General features: G+C 68.6%; 10 protein-coding genes. 6 read left to right on the top strand and 4 right to left on the bottom strand.

The features are described 5' to 3' along the window. Positions 1-6 precede the first annotated feature (6 nt). From H6900_02455 to H6900_02445, 3 genes are all read left to right on the top strand, one after another. Positions 7-660, top strand: a complete 654-nt coding sequence (locus H6900_02455; protein MCC0072130.1) for an ABC transporter ATP-binding protein — start codon at positions 7-9, stop codon at positions 658-660. A 145-nt stretch (positions 661-805) separates the two neighbouring features. Continuing rightward, positions 806-2,302, top strand: coding sequence for a glycosyltransferase (locus H6900_02450; protein MCC0072129.1), 1,497 nt, complete (start codon positions 806-808; stop codon positions 2,300-2,302). Continuing rightward, a complete protein-coding gene (locus tag H6900_02445; protein ID MCC0072128.1) occupies positions 2,299-3,225 on the top strand; it encodes a hypothetical protein in 927 nt (308 codons plus the stop codon). The genes H6900_02450 and H6900_02445 overlap by 4 nt, the downstream gene beginning before the upstream one ends. Before the next feature lie 8 nt (positions 3,226-3,233). On the opposite strand, the gene H6900_02440 is transcribed toward H6900_02445, so the two are convergent. Then, positions 3,234-7,367 (bottom strand): glycosyltransferase family 2 protein, encoded by a 4,134-nt coding sequence (locus H6900_02440; GenBank protein MCC0072127.1) that lies wholly within the window; start codon positions 7,365-7,367, stop codon positions 3,234-3,236. Positions 7,368-7,428: 61 nt separating this feature from the next. Further along, positions 7,429-9,150, bottom strand: coding sequence for a glycosyltransferase family 2 protein (locus H6900_02435; protein ID MCC0072126.1), 1,722 nt, complete (start codon positions 9,148-9,150; stop codon positions 7,429-7,431). Positions 9,151-9,252: 102 nt separating this feature from the next. Here H6900_02435 and H6900_02430 point away from each other — a divergent pair, with 102 nt between their 5' ends. From H6900_02430 to H6900_02420, 3 genes are all read left to right on the top strand, one after another. Continuing rightward, complete coding sequence (locus H6900_02430) at positions 9,253-9,993, top strand: sulfotransferase (GenBank protein MCC0072125.1); 741 nt, start codon at positions 9,253-9,255, stop codon at positions 9,991-9,993. After that, on the top strand, positions 9,977-10,633 hold the full coding sequence (locus tag H6900_02425) for a hypothetical protein (GenBank protein ID MCC0072124.1): 657 nt from the start codon (positions 9,977-9,979) through the stop codon (positions 10,631-10,633). The genes H6900_02430 and H6900_02425 overlap by 17 nt, the downstream gene beginning before the upstream one ends. Positions 10,634-10,780: 147 nt before the next feature. Further along, positions 10,781-11,422: a class I SAM-dependent methyltransferase gene (locus H6900_02420; GenBank protein ID MCC0072123.1), complete on the top strand. Its 642-nt coding sequence runs from the start codon at positions 10,781-10,783 to the stop codon at positions 11,420-11,422. A gap of 51 nt (positions 11,423-11,473) precedes the next feature. On the opposite strand, the gene H6900_02415 is transcribed toward H6900_02420, so the two are convergent. Both H6900_02415 and H6900_02410 read right to left on the bottom strand, forming a co-directional pair. Beyond that, complete coding sequence (locus H6900_02415) at positions 11,474-12,496, bottom strand: aspartate-semialdehyde dehydrogenase (protein ID MCC0072122.1); 1,023 nt, start codon at positions 12,494-12,496, stop codon at positions 11,474-11,476. 121 nt (positions 12,497-12,617) lie between these two features. Further along, positions 12,618-13,796, bottom strand: a complete 1,179-nt coding sequence (locus H6900_02410; GenBank protein MCC0072121.1) for an MFS transporter — start codon at positions 13,794-13,796, stop codon at positions 12,618-12,620. Between the last annotated feature and the right edge of the window lie 56 nt (positions 13,797-13,852).

Below are 13,852 nucleotides of genomic sequence, written 5' to 3'. Positions count from 1 at the left end.
CGCGCGATGATCCAGTTCGAGGGTCTGACAAAGGGTTTCTGGGTCAACAACCGCTTTCAGGTGGTCATCGACCGGCTCAACCTGACGCTGCCGACCGGGCGGTCGCTGGCGCTGCTGGGCGGCAACGGCGCGGGCAAATCGACCCTGCTGCAACTGATCGCCGGGACGATGAAACCCGATGCCGGCCAGGTCTGGAGCGACGGGTCGATCTCGTGGCCGGTGGGGTTCAGCGGCAGCTTCAACCGCGATCTGACCGGGGCGCAGAACACCCGTTTCCTGGCCCGGGTCTATGGCGTCGATACCGACGAGCTGTCCGATTTCGTTCAGGACTTTGCCGAGATCGGTCCGCATTTCCATATGCCGTTCCGCACCTATTCCTCGGGGATGCGGTCGCGGCTGACCTTCGGGATTTCCATGGGGATCCCGTTCGACACCTATCTGGTCGATGAGGTGACGGCGGTCGGCGACCAGCGATTCCGCCGCAAGAGCCGCGCGGTGTTCCGCGACCGGATGCACCGGTCCAGCGCGATCCTGGTCAATCACAACCTTGAGGAGCTCAAGGAGTTCTGCGACGCCGCGATCTTGCTGCATCAGGGCAAGCTGACCTATTTCAATGATCTGGAAGACGCCGTGGACCGACACAAGTTCAACATGAGTTGAGCACGGGTTTCCCTTGCCGCGCCTTGTCCCCTTTCCGGCCCGATGCGGGCCTTGCCGAAATGTTCCTGCCCATGCCCTTGTTCCGTGATTTCCCCCCCGGTTGCGAACGGTGCCCGCGTTGCGTGGTGCCGCGCGGGCCCCTGGTATGAGGGTTCTGTTCTACAACTGGGCCGATCCGCAGGATGCCGAGGGGCGCGGCGGTGGCGTCAGCGTCTACCAGCGCAATCTGCTGGACGGGTTCAGCCGACTCGAGGGGATCGAAACCGCGATGCTGTCCGCCGGGCTGGGCTACGATCTGATCGGTCGCAAGCCGCGCGTCGTGACCCTGGCGGCGGCGACCGCGGGCGGCGAGGGGGCGCGGTATGCTCTGATCAACTCGGGCACCATCGCGCCCGCCCACGCCGGTTTCGGAAATCCCGCGCAACTGGATCACCCCGCCACCGTGGCCGCCTTTGCCGCCTTTGTGGACCGCACCGGCCCCTGGGACGTGATCCATTTCAACAATCTCGAGGGGTTGCCGGCCGAGGTTCTGGCCTTGCGGGACCGTTGGCCCGGCACCCGCTTTGTGCTGAGCCTGCACAATTACTATCCGATCTGCCCGCAGGTGAACCTGTGGTTCGCCGAACGCGAAAGCTGCGAAAACTTCGACGCGGGCCGGGCCTGCACGCGCTGCCTGACCGCCCGCCCCGAAGAACGCGCGGTGCGCACGGTGTATGCGACCGGCCGGACGCTGGGGCGGTTTGGCATGGGCCCCGGCAGCGCGCTGTATCGCGGGGTCGCGCGGCCGGTTCTGGGGTTTGCCTGGCGCACGGTCCGGCGGGTCCTGCGCTGGCGCCACGCGCGCCGCGAAGACGACCGGACCGCCACGCCCGAACCCTCGGTGCCCAGCTTTCACGCCGAGGCCGCGCTGGCCTTTGCCCAGCGGCGCGCGCGCATGGTCGGGCTGATCAATGCGCATTGCGACGTGGTGCTGTGCGTGTCCGACCGCGTGCGGCAGATTGCACTGACGCATGGCATCCACGCCTCGCGGATGACAACGCTGCGCATCGGCTCGCGCGAGGCGGCGGAATGGCACCACACCCGCCCGCGCGCCCGGTTCCTGCAAGACGATGGCACCCTGCGGCTGGCCTATCTGGGCTACATGCGGCGCGACAAGGGGTTCTATTTCCTGATGCGCGCGCTGGCCGCGTTGCCCCCCGAGATGGCCAGCCGCCTGCGCCTGACCGTGGCCGCCGCGCAGGGCGAGGCCGACGCGATGTCCGCGATGGAGGCCCTGCGCCCCCGGTTGGCCGAGTTGCGCCATGTCGATGGCTACCGCCACGACGACCTGGCCGATCTGTTGCACGATGTCGCGCTGGGCGTGGTGCCCCCGATCTGGGAGGACAACCTGCCCCAGGTCGCGATCGAGATGCACGCCCGCCATATCCCGCTGATGACCTCGGACCGAGGCGGCGCGCAGGAGTTGGGTCATTGCCCCGATCTGGTGTTCCGCGCCGACGACCTTTCGGCGTTCCGGGCGGTTCTGGGCCGGGTTCTGGATGGCAGTCTGACGCCCGCGCACTATTGGGCCCATGCACGCCCGCCGGTCGATCTGCCTGGCCATCTGGACGCGTTGTTGACGATCTATCGGGGTGACGCATGAGGGCGGTGATCCATATCGGGATGCCCAAGACGGGCTCGTCCTCGATCCAGGAATTCCTGAAGCTCAACCGCGAGGCCCTGCTGTCGCGCGGCATCCGCTATGCGCCCCTCAACCCCGCCTTTGGCAGCCAGTTCGAGCTGGCCGCGACCGGGGTGGTCGGCGCCGGGCAGACGATCCGCGACGCCCACTCGCGGCTGATCCTGCAACTGCCCACGCCCCAGGCCGAAGCCGCCTATGTGGACCGCTACCGCCAGTTCCTGGACGACGGGCTGGCGCATTGGACCGAGGATCTGTTCATCGCCTCGAGCGAACATATCCAGCCCTGGCTGCACCAGTCGGCGATGATGCAGGCGCTGGACCGTTTTCTGACCGCGCGTTTCACCGACGTGCGCTATGTGATCTATCTGCGCGATCAGGCCGAGCTGATGATCTCGTCATGGTCCGAACGCATCCGCCGGGGCGAGACGCTGGACTTTGACACCCATCTCGACGGGCGGCTGAAGGCGCTGAACTTCAACTGGATCGTCACCAAATGGGAAGAGGCCGTCGGTGCCGACCGGCTGGATGTGCGCCTGCTGACCCGCGACGCGCTGGTTCAGGGCGACCTGATCCACGATTTCTGCGCCGTGATGGGCACGCCCCGCGCCGGTCTGGCGGAACCCGCGCGCATGAACACCGCGCTGAGCACGCAAGAGGCCGCCGTGCGCCGCCGGGTCAATCGCTGGCTGCCGGTGCGGCGCAGGAACGGGCGGTTCAGCCCGCTGCACTACGGGCTGGTGCGCGCGTTGATGTTGGTGCGCCGCGGGGTGCTTACGCCGCTGACGCTGCCGCCCGAGGCCCGCACCCGCATCGCCCAGCATTTCGCCCGGTCGAACGAACGGCTGCGCGCCCGGCGGTTTCCCGACCGCACCAGCCTGTTCTGACGCCCGCCCTAGGCCGAGACCGGCTTGCCGGCGCAGATCCGTTGCACGAATTCGCACGTTTGCCAGGGCACCGATACGGCCGGATCGTGGATGCGGTCGCGCCCCTCGGACACCAGAGCCAGATATTTGCGGTATTCCTCGGCGTTGTTGAAATGCTGGGCGCGGGCGACCTCGGCCTCGGCCTTGGCGTGAAAGGCGGCGTTGTATTTGAAATGCCCGAACAGCAGGTCGCGCTGCGCCAGCCGCGTGTCGCTGACGAAATGCAGGCCTGCGGACAGCCGCATCCAGGGCCGGTATTTCAGCAAGGCGACCTTCTGCGCCACGAACAGTTCGGCCCGCGATCCGGGGATCAGACGGTGCCTGAGGGCGCTGGTCCACACCGGCGCGTCGGAATACGGCCCGCGCGACCCCGACACCGCAAGAAACGGCGTGCGGTCCACGAACCCGGCCTGGGCAAAGGGGTCGGCCGCGCGGAAATCGGCCTCGGCCAGCGGGCCCTGGGGATACATGTCCAGCATGAAGACCCGCGCCGCGTCGGCGCCCGCGAATTCGGGCGAGCGGACCAGGTCGGGCAGCGACCCCGACAGATCGCGCGACCAGAACAGCAATTCGTCGGCATCCGCCGCCAGGGTCCAGCGCCCGGGGCGGAAGTTCGCCATGAGCGCCTGCTGCCACGCCACGCCATAGGTCGATTGGCTGTAATCGGTATCCACCGCGAACAGGGCCACATCGGGTTGGTCGGCCAGATATTCGAAACTGCCGTCGTCGGACCCGTTGTCGGCGATCAGAAAGCCCGTGACCCCCAGGGCGCGGTAATGGTCCAGGAAACGCGGCAGCAGGAAGCGTTCATTGCGCATGCAGGCGACGACCGCCACCTCGGCCTCGATCGCGCGGGCCAGCCGGTCGGGGGCGGACACCAGGTCCAGCGCGTTGGTCCACGATCCCAGCCGCGCGGGCTGGAAACTGGGCCAGACCTTGCGCGGTTGCGGCCGGGCCGCGCGCAACCCGGCGAGAACCTCGGCCATCTTGTCCACGCCATCGAGATGCGCCAGCTTCACGCCGCCGCCGGCAAAGGGCAGAAAGCCGTTTTCCCATTGCGCGACCAGCGGGCCGCCAGGCCGGGTGCGGCGCAGCACCGAGACCTGATAATCGGCGCTTTCGACGGCGATGCCCGACAGCGCCAGCAGGTCGCCGACCAGCTTGTCCTCCATGAAGGACAGGCGCGTCAGGCCCTGCCCCTCGGGGCTGTCGGCGGCGCGGCACAGGGCCTGCATCGCGGCGCGGGACAGCGCATAGCCCGACCCGCCGTCCGCATAGGTCGAGGGTTCGGGCGACTTGTCCAGTTCCAGCCGGCCGCGCGCGCTTTGCGATTTCGCCATGTGCCAGGTGCGGTCCATCTGCCCGCGCACGCGGTGCAGGCGCCGGCCATAGTAATCGTAGCGCCGGTGCGCCAGATCCCCGAACCAGGCGGCCGGGTCCAGGAAGCAGTCGTCATCGACCTTGACCATATGGCCAAAGCGGGTGTGCTCCAGCACCCAGCGGGCCAGCGCCAGGGATTTCTGCGGCAGTCCTTCGTAATCGTCGGGGGCTTGCAGGTGGACGACGTCGCCTTCGCGCCGGCCATCGCCGCCGCCCACGAAAATCAGCACCGGCACGCCCATGTCGGCCAGAAGCGGCAGCCAGGTCTGGCGCAGGACCGAAACCCGCGTGTCCAGGTTCGGCCGGCAGGAATAGAGGCACAGCAGCGTGTCCTGCACCGGGCTGGCTGCGGCGTAGAGATCGCCGGCACGGTCGTCGCCGCGGGTGTCGGCCGGGGTGGCGCCCGGGGCCTCGGGGGTAGGCGGAAGGCGATGCGCCAGCGCCTGCACCGCGCGCCGCACCCAGGCATTGTGCGGATGCGCGGTGGCCAGCGCGTGCAGGGCCTGCGCGGGCACCGAGGCCTCGGCCAGCGGGGGCCAGGCCTCGGGCGGGCCCAGGGTCGGCGATAGGCCGACCAGCCGCGACAGCAGCGTCTCGGCCTCGGCCTGGCGGGCCTGGTCCAGCAGGCCGCGCGCGGTGGACAGGCCCAGCGTCAGCCCCAGATACCGGGGCAGATCGCTCATCAATGTCGGCAGCGCGTCGGCCAGCGCCGCGACATCGCCCTTGCCCGGACCGGCCAGCACCGCATGGGCGGCGCGGTTCAGCGCGCGCGCGTGGTCGCGCAGGGGGGCGCTGTGGACCTGCGGATTGGCGCGCGCCAACCCCTCGGGCAGGGCGGGCGAGTCGATGGGCGCGTCGGACAGCGGCCAGGCCAGACGGCGCAACGCGCCCTCGCCCGGGTCCAGCCCCAGCCCCAGCCCGTGCGTGGTGTCCGAGGAGGGCAGGCCCGAGGGTGCGAACATCTCGCGTCGGAAGCGGTCCAGCCCGACCGCGCCGACGGTTTCGAACAGGTGCAGGGCAGCGTTGGCGCGGTGTTCCCAGTCGGTATCGCGGGGGCCGTCCGTCTCGATCAGGGCGCGCAGATCGGCGAACCCCTGGCGCAGCACCCGAAACCGCCAGGGCAGGCGGTCATCGGGCAGATCGGCCAGGGCCTGCCAAAAGGCGGGCGACAGCGCATAGATCGCGATGGCCCGCCATTGCACCCGCTCGCGCAGATCCAGGGGCAGCGTGCCGGACGCGCGCAGCAAGGCCACGGTCGCGGCGATCAGCATCCGGCAGGGCGTGCGTTCCCAGTAGTCCGGCGCGCGGGCGTCCAGGAAATCGAGAAACGCCACGATCCCCTCGATCCGGTGGCCGGCGGGGGGGATCCAGCCGTCATCGGCGGGGCGGGCCTGAGCGAGGGCGATCACCACGGCCGCCAGCGGCGGGGTCGAGACCCAGGCGCGACTGGCGACCGCCAGCCGGCGCAGCGACTCGACCATGGGCCAGGTCTGGCGTGCGTCCAGCAGGGCCGGCAATTGCACCGAAATCAGCCACAGGTTGCCGGGGTCCGGTGTGGGCGGCAACGGCAGCGCGAACAACCGGCGCAGCGCCATCAGATCCGCCATGCGGCCGGTCAGGCAGAACCATTCGGTGACACGCTGCATCAACGAGAGGCGGGTCTCGCTGTCCGGCAGGACGGCCAGCTCGCCCTTGAGCAACGCCACGGGATCGGACGCAGGCGCGGCCCGCATCCGGCCTGAAAACCGCTCGGCCGCGGCGGCAGGCAGGGCGTCCGGGTCCGGGCCGGGCACCCGGGGTGGCGGCTCGGGCTGGCTGCCCTCGGCCAGATAGTCGCCCAGACGAAAGCGCGCGGCGGCGTCGAACAGGGCCCGGCGCGCGGCGACCGGCAGCGCATCCAGCAAACCCGCGTGACGCACGTGTTCGATGGCCTGCAAGGCGGCGCGGTCGTCGGCCGCGAGGCCACCGGCCTGGGCCAGCGTGGCGATCCGCCGGCCCAAATCGGCCCGATCGAGGGTCATCCGGCCCAGCACCGCGCCGTCGGCGCCGGTCATGCGCAGGTCCAGCGTGGCGGTATCGCCCGCCCAGATCCGCCCGGGCAGCACGGCCAGGATCTCTTGCTCGGCGCCGCCATCGGCCAGCAGGAACGGCAGGCTGCGCCTGGTGGTGGGGATCGGCGCCTCGAGCCCGGGCACCGCCAGCACGGCGCCCCGGGCCTGCGCGGACGACAGGCCCCGCAAGGTGATCTCGATGCTGTCGGTCAGGTGCAGCCCGGTCCGGCCCGTGGCGCGGGTTTCCAGGCTGTCGAACAGCGCGCTGCCGGGTTCGAGGGTGCCATGGATGTCCAGCCAGGCGATGCGCCTGAGATCGGGGAACCCGCGTCTGAGGAACATCCGCCCCTCGCGCGAGGGGCGGGGCATGGCGTCGAACCGGCCCAGATGCTGGCCATCGACCCACAGGTCCACCGCCGCCCCGGCAAAGTGGATCTCGACGGGAATGCCGCGCGCTTCCAGGTCCAGGGGAATGCGGATTTCGCGGCGCCAGCCCTGCGCGTCCCGGCGGTTCACCACCGCCAGCCGCTCATCGCGGCGCAGGGACAGGTGAAAGGGAATTTGCGCGCGTTCGGCATCGAAAAAGTTGAGGTTCAGCACCGCGTCCGCGCGGAAATCGGCGCGACAATGGAAACGGGCGCCTTGAGCGGTTCCAAACGGGTGCATGGCCATCAAAATCGTTGCAGTTCAAGGGCGCACTATTTCGCGTTCGCCCTGATCGCGCAACCGGGGCTCAACGGATTCGTGAACACAAGCGCACGATCCGGCGCAGCCAGCGCGGGGATTCGGGATCGGGGCGCGCGCCGGGGTCGGGGCACAGCCAGCCGTTGAAAGCCGCCAGCCCCAGTGCGCCGGCCCAGGTCAGAGCGCCGCCCCGGAACCGCGCCAGGCGCAGGAACATCGTGCCGCGCCAACCCCGGGGCAGGAGCGGGCCGGCGTCGGGATGCGGCAGCGCCCGCGCCCAACGCGCCAGGGCGCGCAGCGGCGGCACCGGGCCGGGCAGATCGGCGGCGGTGGCCACCGGGACGCGCGTGTAGCCGGCGCTGCCCGCGGCCAGCGCGGCGGCCAGCACCAGCGCCTGCGACGAGGCCGCGCCGCCATCCAGCCGCAGCGCGCCCGGAAGCCGCGCCAGCAGGTCCCGCGCGACGATGCGATTGGCCAGCACGGGGTGCAGCCGCAACGCCTGCTCGGGGCCCAGCGCGACGCGCCCGCCGGAAACGGGTAGCGACGCCAGATCGGGCGCGACGGTGTTGTCGCTCCACCCGTCGTGATAGCCGCGATGCTGCCGTTCGACACCGCCAAAGGCCAGCGCCGTGCCCATGGTCTCCGCCAGCGCCACCAGGCGCATCGCGCCATCGGGCAACAGCCCCTCGCCCCGGGCCAGCATCAGCACATACCGGCCCTGCAAGCGGGCGGCCAGCGCGGCGGGCGTGGGGGCATCGGGGGCATGGACGACTTCCAGATCCGGCAGGGTCTGCGGCGCGGGCGGGTCGCCGGGTCCCAGCCGCACGATGGACAGCGGCAAGTCGCCCGCCATCAAGGGGCCCAGGCTGGGCAGGATTTCAGGGTCCCAGGCGGGGCTCCAGGTCGCGCCGAGCCGGTTGAACAGGTCCCGCATCGCCGCGAAGAACCGCGCCCGGCGCTGGGGGTCGCGCAACACCAGCGCGCGCTCATGCACCAGCCGCGAAGCCAGCCGGTCGAACCCCTCGTTTCCGTGGTCCATGGACAGCACCACCGGGTGCAGACGCTCCAGCACCGCCACCTGGTCGAACACCCGCTCGCTGTCGGTGCCGGTGATCTGCCCGTCCCGCTGGCGCCAGTGACGATAGAGCGGCGCGGGCACATAGCTCAGACGTGGCGCGCGGCGGGCCATGGCCCAGAAAACTTCGTGATCCTCGAACCAGGCGCCTTCGGGAAAGCGCAGGTCGCCGAAGGCGGCGCGGCGATAGAGCTTGTTCCAGGCCGAGGGGAACACCCCGGCCGTGACCCGCGCGTCGCCCAGATCCAGCACCCGCGCCGGACCCGCCTGTGGCTGCGCGTGCAACGCACTGTGCGCGACCGTGTGGCCGTCGGGGTAACACAGCACAATGCCGCAAGCGGCCCAATCGGTGCCGTCGCGCTGCATCGCCTGCCAAAGCTGCCCCAGGAACGCGGGCGCATATTCGTCGTCGGCGTCCAGAAATGCCAGGGCGGTCCCGCGCGCCTGGGCAATCCCCCGGTTGCGCGCTGCCGACAGGCCCCGGTTCTCCTGCCGGATCAGCCGGAACCGCGAGTCGCCGGCAAAGGCGGCCTGGGCCATGGCGCCGGACCCGTCGGTCGATCCGTCATCGACCACGATCGCCTCGAAATCGGGCAGGTCCTGCGCCTGAAGGCTGCGGATCGCGCGCGCGACCAGATCCCCGACATTGAAGACCGGGATGACGACCGTGACGAGCGGAGGCAGATCGGCGTTCATATGCCTAGTTCCCGCCGATCCGGTTGCAAGTAAAGGGTGAAACGCGCTTCTCGCTTGTCCAGCAAAGGCGGAATCGTCTAAACCTGCCGACAAGTCTTGTCGATGAAAGGACCTGTCTTGCGATCCCCCATTACCCTGCCAAAGGATCTCGACGGTTATGTGTTCGTCGTCACCTATGGTCGATCGGGTTCGACCCTGGTGCAGAACCTTCTGAACGCGATCGACGGCTATTGCATCCGGGGTGAGAACGCGAACGCGCTGGTGCCGCTGGCGATGTCGTGGCATCTGCTGACCAGCAATCCCAACGTCACCAACGCCGTGACCCGCAAGGTGCCGACAACCTCCGAGCATCCCTGGTATGGTGCCGAGGAAATCCGCGCCTTTCAATACGGGCGCAACCTGGCGAATGCCTTTGTGCGCGAGGTTCTGGCGCCTCCGGTCGGAACCCGTGTCGCCGGGTTCAAGGAAATCCGCTGGACGAACGATCCCGCGCAATTCGCGCCGACCCTGAATTTTGCCTACAAGATGTTCCCGAACACGCGCTTTGTGTTCAACACGCGCGATCACGACGAGGTCGCCAAATCCGGCTGGTGGGCCGACATGTCGGTCGAGGCGGTCAAGGCCAAGCTGGCGCGCGCCGACGCGATGTTCGCCGAGTATCTGGAAAAGCATCCCGAACGCGGGGTGCGCATCCACTACAACGACTATACCGCCGATCTCGAGGCGCTGAAGCCCATGTATGACTTCCTCGGCGAGCCCTTCGATCGGGACCGGGTCAAGGCGGTGCTGGATACGCCCCTGACCCACCTGAAGAAGAAAGCGCCCGATGCTGATCGGGATTGAAAAGCGGTTCATCTTTGTCGCCAACACCAAGACGGCATCGACGGCCATCGAGCGGGTTCTCGATCCGTTGGCCGATTATCGCCACGGCGGCAGCCCGCAGCGCAAGCATGTCGCCCTGTCGCAGATCGAGGCCCAGGCGCCCTGGGTCTTTCGCCGGGCCGGGTGCGGGCTCGAAGGGTTCTTCAAGTTCGGTGTGATGCGCGACCCGGTGCAATGGATCTGGTCGTGGTATCGCTATCGCAAACAGCCCGAGGTCGAAAGCCCGCTGCCCGCCGACATGACCTTTGCCGAATTCTGGGCGCGGCGCGACTGGAACATCGTGCGGGCGAACGGTGCGAAGAACCTGCAATCCGAAAAGTTCCTGTCGGCGGATCGTCAGACCGTGCTGGCCGATGTGATCTTGCCGCACGAGGGGGTCGCGCAGGGCTTCGGCGCGATCTGCGCGGGGTTGGGTCTGGGCCTGCCCGATCTGCCCCCCGCCAACGTCAGCCGCCAGCGGTCGGCCCCCGACATCCCCGCCCACCTGATCGACGAGGTCCGCGCCCATTATGCCGAGGATTACGCCCTGCTCGCGCGCCTGCCCGACCTGAACGCGGCCGGCATGGCCCGTCTGCGTGCCGGCGTGACGTCGCCGGGCTGATGGAAAGGCCGGCCCGGTCGGGTGCCGCCATGGGGAAACGCACAGGGCCGTCGGTCCGGTTCCAGACGGGCAAATCATGCGGGAATCCGAGACTATCTCTGGCAAACGTTCTGAAGTATGCGGTGAACCGGCAATGGAGGTGACGCAATGACCCCGGATGAAATCCTGCGCGATTCGCACACCCGCTGGCCCATGCCGGCGGGCGAGATGGAGCGCCTGGAAAAGCGCCGCTGGGTGCTGGAACTGCTGCCCAAGGGCGGGGTCGGGGTCGAGATCGGCGTGTTCCGCGGCCATTTCAGCAACCTGATCTGCCAGATCGCGCAGCCGCGGAAACTGTATCTGGTCGATCCCTGGACCACCCTGGGCGAGACTTTTGGCTGGGGCAAGGCCTATACCAACTTCGACACGCTGCCGACCCGCGTCGCCCGCGAGGACGCCCGTGCCCATGTGCAACGCCACCCGGGCATCGATTGCGTGATCCTCGAGGCGACCTATCCCGCCTGTGCCAACCAGATCGCCGAGCCGCTGGATTTCGCGTATCTCGATGCCAGCCACAAATACGCCCCGACCCTGGCCGAGCTGCGCGCCATCCAGACGCAGCTGAAACCCGACGGCCTGCTGATCGGTGACGACTGGGACCCGCGCCCGGATTCGCCGCATCACGGTGTCTGGCGCGCGCTTCAGGATTTCATCGCCGAAAGCGACTGGCGCCTGGTCAAGGCCGGGCCCGGCCGCCAATGGGCGCTGACCCGGACCCCGTCACGGATGGCCCCCGGCCAGCCGGCATGAAAAAGGGCGCCTCGCGGGGCGCCCTTTCGCGTTGTCGGCCGTGCCGGCGTGTCAGCCCTTTTTCAGGCAACGCTGGCCCAGAACCTCGGCGATCTGCACCGCGTTCAGGGCCGCGCCCTTGCGCAGGTTGTCGCTGACGCACCACAGGTTGATCCCGTTGTCGATCGTCGAATCCTGACGGATGCGGCTGATATAGGTGGCATATTCGCCGACGCATTCGACGGGGGTGATGTAGCCGCCGGGCTCACGCTTGTCGATGACCAGGATGCCGGGGGCCTCGCGCAGGATGTCGCGGGCCTCGTGCTCGTCCAGGAAATCCTCGAACTCGATGTTGATCGCTTCCGAATGACCGACGAACACCGGCACGCGCACGCAGGTCGCGGTCAGCTTGATGTTCTTGTCCAGGATCTTCTTGGTCTCGGCGACCATCTTCCACTCTTCCTTGGTCGAGCCGTCGTCCAGGAAGACGTCGATATGGGGAATGACGTTGAAGGCGATCTGCTTGGGATAGACAGAGGGCGCGACCTCTTGCCCGGGCACGAAGATGCCTTTGGTCTGGTTCCACAATTCGTCGATGGCTTCCTTGCCGGTGCCGGACACCGACTGATAGGTGCTGACGACGACGCGCTTGATGCGCGCGCGGTCATGCAGGGGCTTCAGCGCGACGACCATCTGCGCGGTCGAGCAGTTGGGGTTCGCGATGATGTTCTTCTTGGTGTAGCCGGTGATCGCGTCGGCGTTCACCTCGGGCACGATCAGCGGAACGTCGGGGTCGTAGCGATAGAGCGACGAGTTGTCGATCACCACGCAGCCCGCAGCCGCGGCCTTGGGCGCGTAGATCTTTGTCGCGTCCGAGCCGATGGCAAACAGGGCGATGTCCCAGCCTGCGAAATCGAAATGCTCGATGTCCTGGCACTTGAGCGTCTTGTCGCCAAAGCTGCATTCGGTTCCCAGGCTGCGGCGCGACGCCAGGGCGGCGATCTCGTCCACCGGGAATTCCCGTTCGGCCAGAATGTTCAGCATTTCGCGGCCCACATTTCCCGTGGCGCCGACAACGACAACTCGATAGCCCATCAGAAGCCTCCAAAACCCAGCGGACGTTCGCGCGCATACGCCGAAACGCGGCGCAGGGAAAGCCCCGGGCCCTTCATCCCGCCAAAAATCCTTGGATGCGACGCGGTGAGCGCGGGCCCGCTCAGTCGGTGCGATCGCGCGAGAACAGGTAGACCACGCAGCCCGCCAGCAGCAGCACCCCGAACATCAGGAAGATCGCCTGATAGGGGGCCTCGGGCGTGGTGGCGGGGGTTGCGCGGAACACCCGCCCCGAGACGGTCTGCAAGACGCCGACCCCGCCGATGCCAAAGAGGTTCATCAACGTCACGCCCCGGCCCAGCAGATGCGGCGGGAAAAAACTGCGGCCATGCGCCATGATCATCGGAAAGCTCGATCCGAACAGGCCGATCCCGGCCAGAAGCGCCGTCGCCGGCCAGATGCCGACCGTTGGCCAGGCCCACAGCGCCATCATGCAGGCGCCGCCCAGCAGGTTGCCGATCAGCACCACCCATTTGCGCGTGCCGAACACCCGGTCCAGCGGCCCATAGGCGAACGAGCCCGCGACCATCGCCAGCGCCATCGCCAGCGTGACCAGGCCGATCCCCCGCGCGTCGGCGCCATAGACATCGCCCAGGAACGGGCCGGCCCAGAGCCCGCGCATCGCCGCGGCCGGCACATAGTTGACCGCCATCAGCGGCAGGATCAGCCATAGCGCCGGGATCTTCAGCAGGTCCAGAAGCGACCCCTTGCCGCCCGCAGCGGCGGTGACCGGCGGCGGGTCCTGCACAAAGCGCGCCAGTGCCAGGGCGACCAGCAGCGTGACCCCGGCCAGCGCGCCCACGGTCTGACGCCAGCCCAGGGTCTCGGCGGCAAAGGCCAGGGGCCAGGCGCCGGCCAGGTTGCCGAGCGTGCCGAAACCGATGATCGCCCCTGCCAGCGTGGCAAAGACCGCGGCCGAATAGGTGCGGCCAAAGATGTAGTAACTGGCCATCAGCACGGGCGAGCAGCCGATGCCGATCAGGATCATCGCCACATGCAGGTGCCAGGGTGCCTGCGCCAGTGCGAACATCAGCGCCCCGCCCCCGCCCGCGACCCCCAGAAGCCAGGCCGCGGTGCGCCGCGGCCCGATCGCGTCCAGCGCGGCGCCGACCGGCACCTGCATCACCGCGAAGGTCATGAACCACAGCCCCGAGGACAGCGCCAGATCCTCGGGCAGGGCGCCCAGTTCGGCCCCCAGAAAGGGCGAGAGAACGGCCAGAAAGGCGCGGTAGAACTGGCTCAGCACATAGGCAATGACCAGAATGAAGATGCCGAAGCGCATGAGCCGGGGTCCTGAACCGAGGAAGCAACGCGCAGTGTGCCGAAAAACCGCGCAAG

The sequence above is a fragment of the Rhodobacter sp. genome, assembly GCA_020637515.1.
GTDB lineage: Bacteria > Pseudomonadota > Alphaproteobacteria > Rhodobacterales > Rhodobacteraceae > Pararhodobacter.
The sequence above is the reverse complement of the archived record's forward strand: the minus strand, read 5'-3'. Positions and strand labels throughout refer to the sequence as shown.

Excerpts from the sequence above, each read along its gene's own strand:
- H6900_02415 (MCC0072122.1), bottom strand. The coding sequence starts at position 12,496 with ATGGGCTATCGAGTTGTCGTTGTCGGCGCCACGGGAAATGTGGGCCGC.
- H6900_02455 (MCC0072130.1), top strand. The coding sequence starts at position 7 with ATGATCCAGTTCGAGGGTCTGACAAAGGGTTTCTGGGTCAACAACCGC.
- H6900_02410 (MCC0072121.1), bottom strand. The coding sequence starts at position 13,796 with ATGCGCTTCGGCATCTTCATTCTGGTCATTGCCTATGTGCTGAGCCAG.
- H6900_02450 (MCC0072129.1), top strand. The coding sequence starts at position 806 with ATGAGGGTTCTGTTCTACAACTGGGCCGATCCGCAGGATGCCGAGGGG.
- H6900_02435 (MCC0072126.1), bottom strand. The coding sequence starts at position 9,150 with ATGAACGCCGATCTGCCTCCGCTCGTCACGGTCGTCATCCCGGTCTTC.
- H6900_02440 (MCC0072127.1), bottom strand. The coding sequence starts at position 7,367 with ATGGCCATGCACCCGTTTGGAACCGCTCAAGGCGCCCGTTTCCATTGT.
- H6900_02420 (MCC0072123.1), top strand. The coding sequence starts at position 10,781 with ATGACCCCGGATGAAATCCTGCGCGATTCGCACACCCGCTGGCCCATG.
- H6900_02445 (MCC0072128.1), top strand. The coding sequence starts at position 2,299 with ATGAGGGCGGTGATCCATATCGGGATGCCCAAGACGGGCTCGTCCTCG.
- H6900_02430 (MCC0072125.1), top strand. The coding sequence starts at position 9,253 with ATGAAAGGACCTGTCTTGCGATCCCCCATTACCCTGCCAAAGGATCTC.
- H6900_02425 (MCC0072124.1), top strand. The coding sequence starts at position 9,977 with ATGCTGATCGGGATTGAAAAGCGGTTCATCTTTGTCGCCAACACCAAG.